Source organism: Pseudoalteromonas sp. P1-7a (assembly GCF_001401855.1).
Lineage (GTDB): Bacteria > Pseudomonadota > Gammaproteobacteria > Enterobacterales > Alteromonadaceae > Pseudoalteromonas.
The window spans coordinates 51,727-68,446 of record NZ_LKDU01000026.1; the positions used below are offsets into that span (position 1 = coordinate 51,727).

Sequence of the window (16,720 nt, forward strand, 5' to 3'; positions counted from 1 at the left end):
TATAACCTCAATAATTTCTGATGCTTGTAAAAGCATTTTGTAATTTGATAGGGCACTTTTTACCCGCAGATTCTTCAACGCCTGAATTTAGATCAAGGCCCAGGGCACCTTGAGAAAGTGCGTCTTTTATATTGTCTGGATTTAAGCCACCCGCTAGCATAAAGGGGGTTGTTGCATCTTGCAGTACCGCCCAATCAAATGCTTTACCTGTCCCACCGGCTTGTGTATCGCTGTGTGTATCGTATAGGTGGCGGTCTACGCCTTTTACGGGGGCTGGCAATGTATCTTTAATTGCCTGTGCTTTCCAAATTTCACACCCTTTAGGTAACTGTGTACGCAGTGCTGTAATGTAATCGTCAGTTTCTTGACCGTGTAATTGTACTGCGGCCAGTTTTAGTTCGTGCGCGTATTGTACCACTTGCTGCGTGCTTGCATTAACAAACACGCCCACAAATTTAAGTGGTGCACTTTGGCTTAGTTCAATAGCGCAATCTAAGTCAACATAACGAGGTGATTTAGGATAAAAAATGAGCCCACCGTAGATAGCTCCATTGTTATAAGCGGCTTGAACGTCTTGTGTTCGGGTTAAACCGCACACTTTGTTATCACCTAAAATTACTTTTTTGCAGGCTTGCTCTAAATCGCGCTCAGCCATTAAAGAGCTGCCAATTAAAAAGCCATCGCATAACGGCGCTAAACGTTTAACATCTTGGTGGGTATAAATGCCTGACTCGGAAATAACCACTTTATCTGCAGGGATGAGTTTACGTAATTTTTCGGTGGTGGCTAAATCCGTGCTTAAATCGCGAAGGTTACGGTTATTAATACCAATAATTTGTGCATCAAGTGCAAGGGCGCGGTGCACTTCTTCTTCGTTACTGACCTCGGTTAATACCGACATCTTAAGCGAGTCGGCGACTGCATGTAGTGCTTTATATTGCTCATCATCAAGCACTGAGAGCATTAATAAAATAGCATCGCCGCCATAAATACGTGCCATGTACACTTGGTATTCGTCTATAAAAAAGTCTTTACAAATAAGAGGTTGCTCGACTTGGCTACGTACAAATTCTAAATAATCAAAGCTACCTTGAAAGTATTTAGCATCAGTCAGTACGCTCATGCAGGTAGCGTATTTTTTATAAACAGAGGTGATCTCAGTTAAATCAAACGGCTCTCTTATTAGCCCCTTTGAAGGCGATGCCTTTTTACATTCTAAAATAAATTGCGTTCCCGGCTTTGCCAGCGCTTCATAAAAGCTGCGGCTAGTTGGCACTGCTAGGTGTTTAAAGCTCTCTAGAGGGCGCGTGGCTTTGCGCTCTATGAGTTCTTGTTTTTTATCAGCAACAATTTTGTCTAATACATTAGCCATGACTTACCTCAATAATTGCATTTAATGTGTTCATGGCTTTGCCTGAACTGAGTAATGTGTGTACCTGTTGTGCGCCTTCTTTTAATGACTGTACTTTACCGCTTAGGTATAAAAGTGCAGCCACATTGACCGCGATTGCAGCATTGTGCGCATCACTGCCTTTACCTTGTAAAATAGCAAGGCTTGCATTTGCGTTGTATTGTGGGCCTTCACCGGCTAGTTGTTCAAGTGAATAGTTTGCAAGGTCAAAGTCGCTTGGGTTTAATGTGTACTGGGTTATTTCGCCATTGTTTAGCTCAACTACATTGGTTGGGCCGTGCAGGGCTATTTCGTCAGTGCCAGAACCATGCACTATCATTGCGCGCTGAGTGCCTAATGTTTTAAGTGTTTGTGCCATTGGCATACATAAAGACTCATCGTAAACACCCAGTAATTGCACTTGTGGTGCAGCAGGGTTAGCAAGTGGGCCCAAAATATTAAAAATAGTCCGTGTTTTCAGTGCAGTGCGTACGCCCATCGCATGGCGCACACCACTGTGATAATGCGGGGCAAACAAAAAGGTAAAATGTGTTTGCTCAAGGCAGTGTGCAGCCTGTGCTGGGCTCATATCAATATTAATACCCAATGCTTTTAATAAATCAGCAGAGCCCGAGTTACTCGATACGCTACGATTACCATGTTTTACCACATTAATACCTGCGGCAGCGGCAACAATAGCCGCGGTAGTACTAATATTAATTGTGTTTGAGCCATCGCCCCCGGTGCCACAGCTATCGGCAAGTTGCGTACTTGAGGTTTTAAACGCCACTGCGTTTTGACGCATTGACGCAGCAGCACCAGCAATTTCATCGCTTACTTCGCCTTTCATTTTAAGGCTAATTAACAATGCTGTGAGCTCTATTTCGCTCATGTTACCTTGCATTATTTGGTTAAATAATGCGTTTGACTGGGCATAGTTTAACGACTTGCCTTGAATAAGTTGCTCAATAGCGTATTGAACATTTATGGTCTCTTTTGTTTGTGTACTCATAATGTCCTCTATTAGTTGGTGCGCGTTAAGTACGCAACGCTTTGTTGAAGTAGCATTGCACCATTTGGCGTCAGTATTGACTCAGGATGAAATTGATAACCTAATGCTTTATCGTCGTGGTGATATATGGCCATAGGAATATCGTCAAATTGTGCAATTACCTCTATATTTTCAGGTACTTTGGTTGCCATTAATGAATGGTATCGCGCTACAGGCATGGTATTGCCTATTCCTTCAAACACCGGGTGCGGGTTTAAATTAATGATTGATGACTTACCATGTACGGTTTCGCCCGCGTGGCCGATTACTCCACCGTAACTTTGGGTAAGTGCCTGTTGCCCAAGACAAATGCCCAGCATGGGGAAGTGACCTTTAGCCAGTTCGATTAATTCCATTAAGCAACCTGCATCACTTGGTGCCCCAGGCCCTGGCGAAAGCACTAATAATACTTGCCCTTTCTCTTGGCGCATTTTATTAAAAATAACCTCTGCGCTTATATTATTTCTGTATACCACAAGCTCACAGCCCAGCATGGTTAGTTCATCAACAAGGTTGTAGCTAAACGAATCAAAGTTATCTAAAAAGTATATTTTCATTGGGTTTGCTGTACTCATTTTATACCGCCTTATAAGTTGATTTTATGGCGGTGATCACCGCTTGGGCTTTAGCGCGGGTTTCGTTCGCTTCGGCTTGCGGATCAGAGTCGTACACAACGCCAGCACCTGCTTGTACATAGGCGGTATTATTTTTTACAAACGCTGAGCGAATAACAATGCAGCTATCCATTGCACCATCGCCGGTTAAATAACCTACCGCGCCCCCGTAGCTGCCACGGCGTTTGCCTTCGGTTTGGCGTACAAGTTCGGCGGCACGCACCTTAGGAGCGCCTACCAGCGTGCCCATGTTCATACACGCTTGGTAAGCGTGAAGTGCATCAAGCTCTGGCTTTAATGTGCCCACCACACGAGAAACCAAGTGCATGACTTGCGAATAGCGGTCTACTTTTAATAGCTCTTTTGCATGGCGCGTACCGGCTACACTTATGCGTGCCACATCGTTACGGGCTAAATCAACCAACATTAAATGTTCAGCACGCTCTTTTTGATCGTTTCTTAGTTCAAGTTCAATACGGCTGTCTAAATCTGGGTTGATTGCCCCATTGGCAAATTTTCCGCGTGGACGAGTACCGGCAATAGGGTAAACTTCAACTTGTTTGCTATTTACTTCGTACTTAAGCGCCGACTCAGGAGAGGCACCAAATAAAGCAAATTCTTCATCGCGCATATAAAACATATAAGGGCTTGGATTTTGCTTTTTAAGCTGGCTATATGCGTGCAATGAATCAGGGCAGGGCAGTGAAAATGTACGCGAAGGCACAACCTGAAAAATATCTCCATCAACTATGTTCTTTTTAAGCTTAACTACTTGTTCGCAGTAAGTTTCATCGCTTATATCAACACTTACATCGCAAGTGCCTGTTTGCATAGGGGCGCTAAATTCTTCAGCTTTGTCACATAAGGCATTTAATCGTTCAAGTTCTTTACCTACCTCAAAACAATTAGCGTGTACGTCTGGGCCATTAAATACATTACCAATAAGCTCAGTAGTTTGCTTTTGATGATCGATAACCACTAAGGTTTCGGCTAAGTAAAAAACGTAGTCTGGACAGGTGTTTTCGCCATCGGGAACGTCGCTTAGCTGCTCAAAATTAGCCACCATATCGTAGGCAAATACGCCACCTAAAAATACCGAAAACGGGTTTTCGGTGGTGCTTTTGATACTGTTTATACAGGTGCGTAACGCGCTAAATGCATTGTCGGCAACCAGTTTACTTGCCTCGTCAATGTCGTTTGAGCAGCCTTTGTAAACAAGGGTTAGGTTGGTGTCGGTTAAGGTCGCATCGCAGCTTTGTACATTGTCTCTTAAATACGGCAGTAACTGTTTTCCGTTATTAGATTGAGCACTTAGCGTCACGGTTTTACCTTGGCATACAATGCGCAGTGCACAGTCAACTAAAATTAAGCTTTTAACACTGTCTTTAGAATCAATTTCGGCTGATTCAAGCAGTAGCGAGTTAGGCTTATCAAGTGAAGCATAAAGTGCAAGTGGGCTACTAATGTAGTCGCGTACTTGCGTTATGCTAGTAACTTCGCCTGGTGTGGTAGTTATATGACTAAAAATCAAACCTCATTCCCTCAAAAAATAAAACCCCGCAATGCCTTGGCAGTGCGGGGTTTGAATAACGATATCTAAATTACAAACAGATCATTACCGTCCCGCTATATCAGGCGCCACCACCAACGATGTGTAAGAGTAAGACCGTTATTCATGTTTTTTTGCCTCAAAATAAAAAATTAAATACGTAAAATTTAGTTATAAAAAAACCCGCATTATGCGGGTTTTGAATTTTTGCTAGACACGACAATTCATCACCCAAAAATTATGAGTGCCACCACCAAATAGTGTGTTGAATTGAATTGATCATTATTTTTAATTCTTAATGTGTCTTAAAGTGGCTACAGTAAAACGTATTTAGCGCTTTTGTGTCAAGTGTTTATTTAAAACAATTTAGTCAAAAAAGTTGTTATACTTATATAAACATTCATTCCCCTTAAATTTAAGCAGTTTCCTTTTGATAAAATACGATTTACACAGTCATACAACACATTCAGACGGGCAGTTAACGGTTGAGCAATTATTAAACCGGGCTGTAGAAAAAAACATTGATGTGTTTGCAATAACCGATCACGACACTGTGGCTGCTATTGCGCCGGCAAAAGCGTATATCGAAACCCAAAACCTACCGCTTAAGCTTATATCTGGCGTAGAAATTTCTACCAAGTGGGAAAGCTTTGAAATACATATTGTCGGGCTAAATATTGATATAAATAACACTGCCCTTACATCGTTACTATTGGCGCAGCAGCAAAAGCGGGATGAGCGCGCGATTGAAATTGGTAAAAGGCTGGCAAAAAACGGCTTTGATGGTATTTATGAGCAAGCCAAGGCGCTGGCAGAAAACGCCCAAATTACCCGTGCTCATTTTGCGCGTGCATTAATAGAGCGAGGGGTGGCTAAAAATTTTCCTGGAGTATTTAAAAAGTACTTAGGGCGCAGTAAAACAGGTTACGTACCTAGTGCTTGGTGTGATATGCAAACAGCCATTAGTGCCATACATGCTGCAGGTGGCGTGGCCGTACTTGCACACCCAGGGCGTTATCAAATGTCTAATAAATGGTTACGTAAGTTACTTGTGCAATACAAAAGTGACGGGGGCGATGCCATGGAAGTTGCACAGCCACAACAAGCGCCCACTGAACGCCAATTTTTAGGGCAACTGAGCCAAGAGTATGGTTTACTGTGCTCGCAAGGTTCTGACTTTCATTTTCCAACTAGTTATTTAGAGCTAGGTAAAAACTTATACTTACCCAAAGACTGCCAAGGGGTTTGGCAAGTGTGGGAAGGGCAAGAAGGAGCATTATCATGAGTCAATTAATTCATATTCACCCAGCAAACCCACAGCCACGATTGATCAGCCAAGCGGTTGATATTATAAAACAGGGCGGAGTTGTTGTTTACCCAACAGATTCGGGCTATGCCATAGGGTGTAACCTCGGTAATAAGCAAGCAAAAGAGCGTATAGAGCGTATCCGTGGTATAGAAAAACACCATAACTTTACGCTGGTATGCCGTGATTTGTCTGAGCTTGCAACGTATGCCCGTGTAGATAACCAAATGTTTAGACTTATTAAAAATAATACGCCAGGACCATACACCTTTATTTTTAAAGGCACAAAAGAGGTGCCAAAGCGTTTATTAAACGATAAGAAAAAAACCATTGGTATGCGCGTTATAGAACACCCTATTGCATGTGCATTACTTGCAGAGCTTGGGGAGCCGTTAATGTCGTGCTCGTTAATTTTACCGGGAGAAGAGTTTACAGAATCAGATCCAGATGAAATTTTAACGCGTTTAGATAAACACGTCGATTTAATTATTGACGGCGGACACCTTGCAGAGCAAGCAACCACGGTTATTGATCTATCAGAAGATGATATTCATATTTTGCGTGTAGGCTGTGGCGACACCAGTCCGTTTGAGTAACCTGTGTGAGTGATACAACACCGAGCGTTGATAATACTCAAAGCGAGCCAGTGCAGCAAAAGCTGCCACTGGCTTTTTTGCATGGCAAAGCCGTTGTAGATAAACCCGAAGATTTATACATTCCGCCCGATGCACTTGAAGTTATTTTGGAAACCTTTGAAGGCCCGCTTGATTTACTGTTGTATCTGATAAAAAAGCATAAGTTAGATGTACTCGAACTCTCTATTTTTAGCATTACTGAGCAATATGTCAGTTATGTAGAAATGATGAGTGAGTTTCAGTTAGAGCTTGCCGGTGAGTACTTAGTAATGGCCGCGTTATTGGCGCAAATAAAATCGCGTCTGTTATTACCTGTACACGAGGAGCTCGAAGAAGAGGAAGACCCCCGCGCAGAGCTAATTAAGCGTTTAAAAGAATACGAACAGTTTAAAAAAGCAGCCGAAAATATAGATGCCATTCCCCGCGTAGGCCGTGATATTTTTGTAGCTAATGCAACTATGCCGGTTATTGAAAATACCGCTCAAAACCTGCCAGAGCTTGAGTTAAAAGATTTAATGTTAGCACTGAGCGACGTGATGGCGCGCGCCAAAACATTTGAGCATCACCAAGTAACAGCTGAAGCACTCTCTACACGGGAGCGGATGAGCCAAATTTTAGCCCAGCTGAGTAACGCTAAAAAAGCACTGCCGTTTAGCGATTTATTCACCCTTAGTGAAGGCCGAAGCGGTGTAGTGGTGAGCTTTATTGCTATGCTTGAGCTTATAAAAGAAGGTTTAATAAGCTGTTTGCAAGTCTCACCTGATAGCCTAATTTATATAAACCTCACCGATACACCCAACAGCACCATTTAAAAGCATGAATGTGAAATTTACCGATGATGATACAGACACAATATCGGCTAACTTTAATTTACATGGCGTAACTAAACGCATTACGTTTGAATTAGGTAAACTAGCTAAGGGCAAGGTCTATGAGGCGGCTACCGTGCTGATGTTGAGGGCGAAATGAGTTTAAAATCGGCCGCTTAAGGGGGTATTATAATTTAGGCGCGTCGTTTTTGCTTTTTGTAGCGTGAATTCTTGATTCTAATAAGGGTTTTAAATGCGCTGGTAACCAGCGTAACATGACTTGGTGGTATTGCTCGGTTTGCTTAATTTTTTTTAATTGTTCATCTAATAGTTGAATATTTTTAGCGCCTTGTTCATTTTTAGTGCAGCCAATATAGCCATAGCTCAACGGTGGCGCTTCAACAATCGCTCGCTGAGTGAGATTTTCTTCAAAGTACATAGATTTAGCTAAGTAATGATGCTCGCTTGGGTAGCCTAATAAAATATCTAAGCGCTTTAAATTAAGCATATAAGTAAGGCTTGCTAAACTATTTCGTGTTGGGCGAATAACAATATCAACATCGGGGGTGTTATTTATTACACTATCGAGTTGTTCGCCATATGAGCGGTTCATAGAGACACCCAACGTGAGCTTTTTCTCTGCTAATAAATCATACAATGACACCGCTTTATCGCTAGGCACTTCAAGCGAGTCTGCCAAGCCTTTGTGCATAGCAATAGAGGGTGAGAGCCCTGTAGTTGAACTTTGTTCGCTAAAATGAATAAATTGTTCTCTAAATGCATTTTTATAAAGTGATAGGGCGCAATGTGTGGCTGATTTATTGGCTAGTTCTTGCGTAACTTTGCCAGAGGGGATAACAAGGCGATTAAACGTGATGTGAGGAAGTTGTTGTTCGAGTAAGGTTATAACGCTTTCATCACGGCCCTGGTGTTGGTATTTTCCATTTAAAATGTAATAGGGCGCAAAGTCGTGCGTTAGCCAGTTAATAGTGTGGGCGTAACTCGGTGAAGAAATACTTAAATAAAAGGTGATACACAAAAATGCACGGAGCATTACTACAACAACCTAAAACATCGAAAGTATTGCTATTGTAGTCAATTAAGTGCAACAAAGTAAAATGCCAGCTACAAAGCTGGCACATTTTTTTAACATTAACTGTCTGGGCAGTTAATTTCTCGCAATGATTAGTTGGCTTTTAACCATTTTACAAATTCGCGTGCTTCGCTTGCTTTTTGAAACATTGCGTTTTTCAAACCTTGCGTATCACTAAAAATAACACGTTGTTTGTTTACAGAAATTGATTGCACCGGATGGGCAATTTGGATCATAGATCCGTTGTATTTATAAGACATAATAAAACTCACTTTATTCTTGTTATTTACTCTGCGCTATTTTTTATAGCCAAATGCAGTTAATAAATTAACGATGTTGTGTTTAGCTTCATTACAGTGTTGACGATCTTTATGACACTTTTGCGATGATATAAAAAAATCATCAAGGTATTAATAGGGGTTCTCGCCGTACGATAACTTAGCTTTAAAATATACGTTTTGCGGGGCTTACTGGATCAGGGTAAAAAGGTTAACCGCGATGGTTTATTTAAACCAGAGAGGAAAGGTAACCTAAATTAAAAATGTGTGCAAGCTATTTATTTAAAAATTATTTATACTTAATTTTATCAACTGCTTAAACGCATGGATTTTAATCTTTAAAAGGTAAGTATGAATTACATAATAGTCAGTGATATTTATGGTTTAACGGCACCTTTCAAGCGGTTATTAGATAATATACAAGTCACTTCAGTGGCCATAGACCCCTACAATGGTCAGCTACAACTCATTGATAGTGAAAAATATTATTATAATAAATTTATAAATGACTGTGGTCATGATAATTATGCCGCAAAACTTTTAAATGTATTTAATAACCTTAAAGAGCCCGCAACGTGCATAGGGTTTAGTGCAGGGGCAAGTGCTGCATGGCGTGCGCAGTTATTAACAGGCAATCCACACCTAAAAAAGCTGATCGGCTTTTACCCTTCGCAAATTAGAAATCATTTAGATATTTCGGCAAAAGTACCTTGCACGTTTATTTTTCCACATACAGAAAAGCATTTTAATGTAGATGAAGTGATAAGTGCTTTAGCCAGTAAAAACCAAGTTACGTGTAACAAAACACCATTTTTACACGGGTTTATGAATGCGTACTCAGCTAATTACGATGGCAATGCGTATGATGAATATTGCGCACTTATTAAAAGCCTTTAAAGTGAATTTAACTGCGTTTTAGTAATAACAGGAAAGTCGATACGTGTATTATATTGTGCGTACAAGGTGGTAAAAATACTACTGCGCGAGAGCTTATCTAAATCTTTTATAAGTGTTTTGGCACTCGCGCGTGCAGTTCTGCAGCATTTTTGGTATTGCTTTATTACAGTAGCGACGCTTTTACCTTGCTTTTGAAGAGCTAAATCAGCCTCTGCAAAAAATGCAGCTCCTGTCCAATATACGCGCTGTTGTGCGCGCTGTTTCCACATATCACTTGAAAGCTTATTAAGCGGTTGCTGTTTTGTTTTGGTCTGTAAGCGTGCTCGCTCAAACCCTGCGTTCAAGCGCTGAACAAATTGCGCTTGGCTGATCACACCGCTGTCGCGCATTATGACGTTTTGCATGTAACTAGCAAACCCTTCGCTGAGCCAAAAGCCTGAGTAAGGCAGCAATGGTAGATATAAATGTGAAAGCTCATGGTAGAGCGTCCAATCTTTTGTAAAAGCATTTAAACTTGCATAGCGGTCAATATGCAGCTCTAAGCCATCTGGGTTATCGCGTTTTACACTTGCCCATGGCACGGGTTCAAAAGCAAAATATTGTGGCTTTAAATAAATAGGTAAGGCGCTTTGTTGTAATGGACCTAACGTATTTTGTGTTTTTGTAAGGCTTTGATTTATCCAAGTAGCCACTGTTTTTTGGCCCTTAGTCGTAAGCGAGTCTAAATTATGAATAACCACATCGACCGCTGAGACTTGCAAAGAGTAGGTTAACAATAATAGCCAAAAATACTTCATTTATACCCCCTAAATACGCGCTTTATACAAGACCCACTTTTCAATTAATTAAGCACATGTAATTTGCTATTTTTTTAACTAATATCAATTATAAAAAGCAAATTGCATACATGCACAAGCAAGCATGATTTAATCAACTAACACTATTTTTAGTATAGGTATTAAGCATGGCTTATCAGCATATTAAAATCCCTGAGCACGGACAAAATATCACTATTGATGCTAAAGGCCAGTGGCATGTGCCTGTAAATCCTATTATTGCTTATATTAATGGTGACGGGGTCGGGCAAGAGGTCACCCCTGCCATGCAGCATGTGGTCAATAATGCCATTGCACACTGCTACTGCGGGGAGCGAAAAATCCATTGGATGCAAGTATATAATGGCGAACAAGCAGCAAAGTTATATGATGGCGATTGGTTCCCAGAGGAGACGATTAATGCCGTGCGAGCCTGTAAAATAGCAATTAAAGGGCCGTTAACGACACCTCTTGGCGGCGGTTTTCGCTCACTAAATGTGGCGCTAAGGCATGAAATGGATTTATTTGTAAATATGCGCACTGTTAAAGGATTAAGTGCGTTGCCATCGCCGTTAAAAAATCCATTTTTAACTAACATAACAGTGCTGCGAGATAGCAGCGAAGATGTCTATTCAGGAATAGAGTGGCAAGCCGGCAGCGTTGAGAGTGAGAAAATGCTCGACTTTTTATGTGAAGAAATGGGGGTAACACGTCTAAGGTTTTCACAAGAGTGTGGCATAGGCATAAAAAATATATCTAAAGAAGGCTCCGAGCGCCTAGTACGCTATGCAATTAATTACGCCCTTAAAAATAACAGCGAATCGCTAGCGCTTGTCCATAAAGGGAACGTGCTTAAATTTACCGATGGCGCCTTTAAACGTTGGGGGTTTGCTTTAGCGCAAAATGAGTTTAGCGCTACCCCACACGAAAACGGACGCTGGCTTAAAATAGCACGCGCAAATAAACCGCCTTTAATCATTAAAGAAGTGATAGCCGATAATATGCTGCAGCAATGCCTAATGAACCCAGAGCAATTTGATGTAGTGGCAACCACAAATCAAAATGGCGACTTTTTGGCCGACATGCTTAGCGCACAAGTTGGGGGGGTAGGAATAATGCCTGCAGCCAATTTAAATAACGATGTGGCTTTTTTTGAGCCAACCCATGGCACGTTTGAGCGAATAGCAGGGCAAAACAAAGCAAATCCTAGCAGCAGTATTTTAAGTGGCGCTTTAATGCTTAAGTTTATGGGCTGGGATGAAGCAGCAACGCTGATTGAACACGCGCTCGAACAAGCACTCAAAAACGGTAATTTAACTTTTGATTTAGCGCAGAATAGCAATGACTCGATAACCCTAAGTTGCAGTGACTTTGCACAAAAGGTTATCGAGTATTTTTAAGCAGCTCCATTATTAGGCCGCTGTGGCTGTTTTTGCCTTGTGTACACATGGGCGATTAGTAAGCTGTGCAGCGCGGTGGTAAATATCGTGTGCATTAGGTTCATCACACTGCGTACCGCTAAGTGTATCCATTAATGCAACCACTATAATTGCTGGTACTTGGCAGCAGTATTCATCAAGTACGGCCTCGGTTGTTTGTGCATCTACATGACAAAGCGGGTGGTCTTTACGCTGGTATGCATGCAGTAGCGTATCTACTTCTAAAATGTCATCGGGCTGGTGCTTTGTTTTACGGCATTTACAACCAAACTCGTCAACCAAGGTCGCAAGTGCTTGGTATGTCTCTGCGGTATTGGTTTTAGTGCATAACTGCTGGGTAATAAACTGATGTAAATTAGCATCAATAAATAACCCGTCTTGTTGTGTGAAGCTTGATGTTGTCATAATCATTACTCTTAGTTTGTTGGCTTAACTTCACTTTAGCGCTAAGTGTATTATTTATGAAATTGTTGTTTTCAATAACTGATATTGATTTTATCAATAGTAAATGAAAGCTTACTAAAACTCACCTAGCATGCTTAATTAAAGTGGTGCAAAAACCTATAAAAATGCACAAAACTGGGACACACTAAATAATAGTTAAAAGCATAATTTAACTAGGTGTTTGATTTTAAGTGTTTTTTATTTATGTGGAGGATTGGCATCAAGGTTGCTAAATATAAAGGGTAGGGTTCACTCCTATTTCTACGATTTCAAAAGCGCCATGGTATTTTCCCAAAGTTGAATACCATGGCGCTTTTTTATTTTTAAAAGAGCAATACGCATATAATGGTTGTGATAAAAACGACGAAATAAAGTTTATGATGCCAGTTTTTCTTATAATTTTTTCGATACTGTTTGATCATAATATCAACATCGTCTTTTGAAAAAACATGTTCACATCGGTAGCACTCTTGTATACCTTTTTTAATAAACGCACCACATTTTATACATCTATAAATATAGCTAAGGCGGCTGTCGCACAGGTAAGGATATTCTTTTTTATTCTTCATAATTGTTATTCATGTAAGCTTCTTTTTTGCTTTACTATTTTTTCTATGCCGTGCGCGACGGTTATACACCCTAAACCTATTCCACCAAAAATAAAAAAATAGAACTTTTTGGGACTCGATTCGATAGAAGCAATTACCCGTTCCCCTCCTTTATTATGTATAACGCCATCGTTATAAGTAAAGTAGCTCCATAGAATGAAAAACAAGCCCAGTAAAATAGTTACGTATGCTTTTGTTTCTTGCTTTGAGTTTTGCTCTGATATTTCTAATTGCTTTAAAACTTTAGGATCTACTCTCTTTGGGTTGTTGAGCTCTTCTATTATGCGCTTGTATCTTTGTGGGTACTTGTTTGCATCAATAGTTTCAAGTGCTTCATGTAATTCTTTAAGAGAATAATTAGAGTAATCAATGTTGATAATGATTTTCCTTAAATCTTTTTAATACATTTTGAGCTGTAATCAGAATTTTAAATTAAAGAAAATTACTAATTACCTATCAGCCACTGTTTTAGCAAACTCAAGCAACTCACGGCGTAACCACTGGTGTGCGGGTGCATGGTGAAGTAGCGGGCTCCATATCATTTTTACCTCAATAGGGACTATTTGAAACGGTACTGGGCTAATGACTAAATCGGTATGTGTGGTTAACAATTTAGCTTGCCTGCGCGGCAAGGTAGCAATAAGTTGCTCAGATTGGCAAAGCAAACTTGCAATCATGTAGTGGCGGGTAAACACCCGTATTTTTCGGGTTTGCTCTAACTGCCAAAGTGCTTCATCTACCCAGCCTAGCTTTTGCTTACCTGATTTGTTGGTAACGGCGGCTTCTGGTCCCCAACCAGCACGGTTTACCCAAATGTGTTCTTTTTGTAGGTAATCATCAAGGCTTGAAAGCTGTAAAAAGGTATTTTTAGGATGGGTTAAACAGCAGTAATTATCTCGCCAAACGCTGGCTTGATGAAACGAGCGTGGTAGGCCGTTAAAACGATTAATAGCTAAATCGATAGTGCCTTTTTCCATATCTTGCAGATTTACATCGCTTGGGCTAAGTACATCAAAATTAATCCCTGGGTTTTTAGTTAACTGCTCAGTGATAAAGGGGGCAATTAAGGTCGACTCCATGTAGTCGTTTGCCATTATTCTAAAGGTCACCTCTGCCGTTGCTGGGTTAAATTGCTCACTGGGCTGAGTAATCGCCTCTGCCATTTTTAAAAGAGACTCTATTTCAGGCTTTAAGCTAAGTGCTTTGCTGGTGGGGGTCATAGAGCCTGCGGCACGCACCAGTAGTGGGTCGTCAAATAAATCACGTAATCGTTTAAGTGCGTTACTCATGGCAGGTTGTGTTAGCGCGAGTTTATTAGCCGCTTTTGAAACACTTTTTTCATCAATGAGCACATTTAAGTACACTAATAAGTTGAGATCGACGTTACGTATATTCATGTGGGCGTGTTGGCCTTTCAGGGTTGAAATTTGTTCAATCTAGGGACGGTTAAATCGCGGCGCGAGATCTGCCACCTAGTGGGCTAAGTAAAAATCGTGCAACAAAGAGTTAATCGTCCCTAGGAAGAACCCTCTGGGCAGTGTGTATTTGGCCTTTATGCGGCGTTAAAGTACATTTATGGGGAGTAACCACACTACATGTGCTTGCCTTGCTTAAAAGCCAAATTCACGGCTGCAAAATTAACCTCGAAAGGTCAATACGCCCAATAAATTTTATTTATATGCTTTATTAATTACCTAAATTAAAGCCTGCTTGCTAAGGTGTAAACAATTAATAAAAAATAACCGCTATAAGTGGTAAAAATAAAAGTGCTGTAATCATGTCAAAATCGTTAACTAATCAATCCAATAATGCGCTAAAGCAAGTTATTGCTACTAAGTTGGCCCGCGCTGTTTTTGCAGGCTTTGAAGCCATGTTTGCGCAGTTTTTAAACATTACGCTAGGTGCGCAAAGCCGGTTTGAACAACAAAAATATCACGATGTGCAAACTGCCATGCGCGAACGCTTACAAGTGTACGAACGTGAAGTAAAAAATGTCAGTGAAGCTGTCAGAGTAATTGCTTACGCTGAACTAACGTGCCCGCAAACATGGCAGCTAGCTAAGAATATATACGGCGATATGGTGCAAAACCATGAAAATAAACCCATAGCGCATACCTTTTTTAATTCTACCTTTGGTGCAATTTGGGACGATAAAAAAATACGTACCGTACATTTGTTTGTATTAAAAGCAAAATACAGAAGCGAGCCGCGTTCGTATGAAAACTTAGTGAGTAGAATATCGTTTAAAGATGGGTTTAACCATGCTGTAAAAACGCTTATTGCTCGCCAAGCATTTAGAGTGCCTTTTAGTCATTTAGACGCCGATCTACAGGCATTGCAAACAACCTTAATAGCCGGTGCAAAGCAGCAATGTAAACAAGTGTATGAGCTTATAAATTTAAATAATGGATATATAGAATACGCAAATTCATTATTTTTTAGAAACAAAGCCTGTTACTTAATAGGGCGCTGCATTGCTAAAAATGGTGATAATATGCCTTTTGCTATCGCCATATTAAATACTAATAGAGGGTTAAAGCTTGATGCCGTAATGATGGGCGCCGATCAGTTAAGTTTACTGTTTGGTTTTGCTCGCACCTATTTTATGGTTGATACCGACCAGCCCGCACGTTATGTCGATTACTTAAGCGTGCTAATGCCTCATAAAAAACGGTTTGAATTATTTAATGCGATTGGCTTTATTAAGCATGCCAAAACAGAGTTTTATCGATACAAAGTTGATACCACTAAAAATAGCCCGACTCATTTTAAATACGTGACAGCACCAGGTACACCCGGCATGGTTATGCTGGTATTTACCATTGAAGGGCTAGACTACGTTTATAAAGTAATAAAAGATAAATTTAGTGCACCCAAAACAGCAACAAAAGCACAAGTAAAAGCCAAGTACAATTTTGTAAAGCAAGCCGACCGTGTAGGGCGCTTAGTTGATACACACGAATTTAGGTATTTAGCGTTCGACCTCAGCCGCTTTAGCGACGAGTTACTTAAGCAAATGAAGGCACAAATTGGCAGTAGCATGGTTATATCGGGTAAGGCGCTTATTTTAAAGCATGTGTATGTTGAACGAAAAATGACGCCGCTTAATTTATACATTAATCACTGCTCTGACAAAGCATTACAACAGGTTATGACCGATTACGGTAAAGCGATTAAAGACTTAGCGGGTGCTAATATATTCCCAGGGGATATGCTAATGAAAAACTTTGGTGTAACCCGTTGGGGTCGTGTGGTTTTTTACGACTATGATGAAATTTGCCCACTTACTGATTGTCACTTTAGAGATGTGCCTATTGCGCAAAATGCGCTTGAGGAGTTAAGTAGTAATACTTACTTTGATATAGCAGAAAACGATATATTCCCCAGCCAGTTTAAGGTGTTTTTTAGTGCAAACGAAACGGCATTTAACTATTTTAACGATGAACATAGCGATCTGTTTTTAGCCGATTTTTGGCAAGCTTGCCAACAACAAATCAAATCAGGCTATTTGCCCGATGTGTACCCATATAAACAAAGCTGGCGGTTTAAATAAAAATAACTAACCCCATGTCTAGCTAGGGCCTGTTTATCTTTCGAGGTTAAATTTGCAGCCGTCTGTTTGGTTGTTCCCCATAAATAGGCGATAACGTAGCATAAATGCCAAACAGGCGCTGCCCGAAGGGTTTCTGCCTAGGGGTCATTTACTCTTTGTTGCCTACATGGATGTAGGTAAGGGGCGTGAGCAGGACGCGGAAGCTTTGCTCGGTTTTTACTTAGCCCACTAGGTTACAA

Annotated in this window: 15 protein-coding genes; 6 read left to right on the forward strand and 9 right to left on the reverse strand. The window is 40.7% G+C overall.

Annotated features, from left to right (window positions below; all coding sequences use genetic code 11):
• Positions 1-7: 7 nt before the first annotated feature.
• Genes trpCF through AN389_RS15080 form a run of 4 tightly spaced genes read right to left on the reverse strand, consistent with a single transcriptional unit; the run spans position 8 to position 4,586 of the window.
• Positions 8-1,372 carry a bifunctional indole-3-glycerol-phosphate synthase TrpC/phosphoribosylanthranilate isomerase TrpF gene (gene trpCF / locus AN389_RS15065; RefSeq protein ID WP_055020161.1) on the reverse strand — a complete coding sequence of 455 codons (1,365 nt, stop codon included), beginning with the start codon at positions 1,370-1,372 and terminating at the stop codon, positions 8-10.
• The gene (gene trpD / locus AN389_RS15070) at positions 1,365-2,402 is read right to left on the reverse strand and encodes an anthranilate phosphoribosyltransferase (protein ID WP_055020162.1); all 1,038 of its coding nucleotides are present in this window, start codon (positions 2,400-2,402) and stop codon (positions 1,365-1,367) included. Before trpD ends, trpCF begins: the two co-directional genes overlap by 8 nt.
• 11 nt (positions 2,403-2,413) lie before the next feature.
• Positions 2,414-3,016, reverse strand: coding sequence for an aminodeoxychorismate/anthranilate synthase component II (locus AN389_RS15075; RefSeq protein ID WP_055020163.1), 603 nt, complete (start codon positions 3,014-3,016; stop codon positions 2,414-2,416).
• A 1-nt stretch (position 3,017) separates the two neighbouring features.
• Positions 3,018-4,586, reverse strand: a complete 1,569-nt coding sequence (locus AN389_RS15080; RefSeq protein ID WP_055020164.1) for an anthranilate synthase component 1 — start codon at positions 4,584-4,586, stop codon at positions 3,018-3,020.
• Positions 4,587-5,034: 448 nt separating this feature from the next.
• On the opposite strand from AN389_RS15080, the gene rnm reads away from it, so the two are divergent.
• From rnm to AN389_RS15095, 3 genes are read left to right on the forward strand one after another with little or no spacing between them, the layout of a single operon-like run.
• Positions 5,035-5,889, forward strand: coding sequence for an RNase RNM (rnm, locus tag AN389_RS15085; protein WP_055014375.1), 855 nt, complete (start codon positions 5,035-5,037; stop codon positions 5,887-5,889).
• A complete protein-coding gene (locus AN389_RS15090) occupies positions 5,886-6,506 on the forward strand; it encodes an L-threonylcarbamoyladenylate synthase (protein ID WP_004586789.1) in 621 nt (206 codons plus the stop codon). The genes rnm and AN389_RS15090 overlap by 4 nt, the downstream gene beginning before the upstream one ends.
• A 5-nt stretch (positions 6,507-6,511) precedes the next feature.
• Positions 6,512-7,357 carry a ScpA family protein gene (locus tag AN389_RS15095; RefSeq protein WP_055014374.1) on the forward strand — a complete coding sequence of 282 codons (846 nt, stop codon included), beginning with the start codon at positions 6,512-6,514 and terminating at the stop codon, positions 7,355-7,357.
• 184 nt (positions 7,358-7,541) lie between these two features.
• Here AN389_RS15095 and AN389_RS15100 read toward each other — a convergent pair whose 3' ends face one another.
• A complete protein-coding gene (locus AN389_RS15100; protein WP_055014373.1) occupies positions 7,542-8,408 on the reverse strand; it encodes a transporter substrate-binding domain-containing protein in 867 nt (288 codons plus the stop codon).
• 131 nt (positions 8,409-8,539) lie between these two features.
• The gene (locus AN389_RS20570) at positions 8,540-8,707 is read right to left on the reverse strand and encodes a hypothetical protein (RefSeq protein WP_024033460.1); all 168 of its coding nucleotides are present in this window, start codon (positions 8,705-8,707) and stop codon (positions 8,540-8,542) included.
• A 369-nt stretch (positions 8,708-9,076) separates the two neighbouring features.
• On the opposite strand from AN389_RS20570, the gene AN389_RS15105 reads away from it, so the two are divergent.
• The gene (locus AN389_RS15105) at positions 9,077-9,622 is read left to right on the forward strand and encodes a dienelactone hydrolase family protein (protein WP_055020165.1); all 546 of its coding nucleotides are present in this window, start codon (positions 9,077-9,079) and stop codon (positions 9,620-9,622) included.
• Here AN389_RS15105 and AN389_RS15110 read toward each other — a convergent pair.
• Positions 9,619-10,419, reverse strand: a complete 801-nt coding sequence (locus AN389_RS15110; RefSeq protein WP_055014371.1) for a hypothetical protein — start codon at positions 10,417-10,419, stop codon at positions 9,619-9,621. The two genes, AN389_RS15105 and AN389_RS15110, sit on opposite strands and share 4 nt — an antisense overlap.
• Before the next feature lie 167 nt (positions 10,420-10,586).
• On the opposite strand from AN389_RS15110, the gene icd reads away from it, so the two are divergent.
• Positions 10,587-11,837 (forward strand): NADP-dependent isocitrate dehydrogenase, encoded by a 1,251-nt coding sequence (gene icd / locus AN389_RS15115; RefSeq protein ID WP_055014370.1) that lies wholly within the window; start codon positions 10,587-10,589, stop codon positions 11,835-11,837.
• Positions 11,838-11,849: 12 nt separating this feature from the next.
• Here icd and AN389_RS15120 read toward each other — a convergent pair whose 3' ends face one another.
• Positions 11,850-12,281 carry a hypothetical protein gene (locus tag AN389_RS15120; RefSeq protein ID WP_055014413.1) on the reverse strand — a complete coding sequence of 144 codons (432 nt, stop codon included), beginning with the start codon at positions 12,279-12,281 and terminating at the stop codon, positions 11,850-11,852.
• 1,096 nt (positions 12,282-13,377) lie between these two features.
• Positions 13,378-14,325 (reverse strand): LysR family transcriptional regulator, encoded by a 948-nt coding sequence (locus AN389_RS15125; RefSeq protein WP_055014369.1) that lies wholly within the window; start codon positions 14,323-14,325, stop codon positions 13,378-13,380.
• 380 nt (positions 14,326-14,705) lie between these two features.
• Between AN389_RS15125 and aceK the strand changes: the two genes are divergently transcribed.
• Entirely contained in the window at positions 14,706-16,481 is a 1,776-nt protein-coding gene (aceK, locus tag AN389_RS15130; RefSeq protein WP_055018934.1) for a bifunctional isocitrate dehydrogenase kinase/phosphatase, read from the forward strand.
• Positions 16,482-16,720: the final 239 nt, after the last annotated feature.

Bases quoted from the DNA above. Each gene is read 5' to 3' on its own strand.
- trpCF (WP_055020161.1), bottom strand. From the start codon at position 1,372: ATGGCTAATGTATTAGACAAAATTGTTGCTGATAAAAAACAAGAACTC.
- trpD (WP_055020162.1), bottom strand. From the start codon at position 2,402: ATGAGTACACAAACAAAAGAGACCATAAATGTTCAATACGCTATTGAG.
- AN389_RS15075 (WP_055020163.1), bottom strand. From the start codon at position 3,016: ATGAGTACAGCAAACCCAATGAAAATATACTTTTTAGATAACTTTGAT.
- AN389_RS15090 (WP_004586789.1), top strand. From the start codon at position 5,886: ATGAGTCAATTAATTCATATTCACCCAGCAAACCCACAGCCACGATTG.
- AN389_RS15100 (WP_055014373.1), bottom strand. From the start codon at position 8,408: ATGCTCCGTGCATTTTTGTGTATCACCTTTTATTTAAGTATTTCTTCA.
- AN389_RS20570 (WP_024033460.1), bottom strand. From the start codon at position 8,707: ATGTCTTATAAATACAACGGATCTATGATCCAAATTGCCCATCCGGTG.
- AN389_RS15105 (WP_055020165.1), top strand. From the start codon at position 9,077: ATGAATTACATAATAGTCAGTGATATTTATGGTTTAACGGCACCTTTC.
- AN389_RS15110 (WP_055014371.1), bottom strand. From the start codon at position 10,419: ATGAAGTATTTTTGGCTATTATTGTTAACCTACTCTTTGCAAGTCTCA.
- icd (WP_055014370.1), top strand. From the start codon at position 10,587: ATGGCTTATCAGCATATTAAAATCCCTGAGCACGGACAAAATATCACT.
- AN389_RS15120 (WP_055014413.1), bottom strand. From the start codon at position 12,281: ATGACAACATCAAGCTTCACACAACAAGACGGGTTATTTATTGATGCT.
- AN389_RS15125 (WP_055014369.1), bottom strand. From the start codon at position 14,325: ATGAATATACGTAACGTCGATCTCAACTTATTAGTGTACTTAAATGTG.
- aceK (WP_055018934.1), top strand. From the start codon at position 14,706: ATGTCAAAATCGTTAACTAATCAATCCAATAATGCGCTAAAGCAAGTT.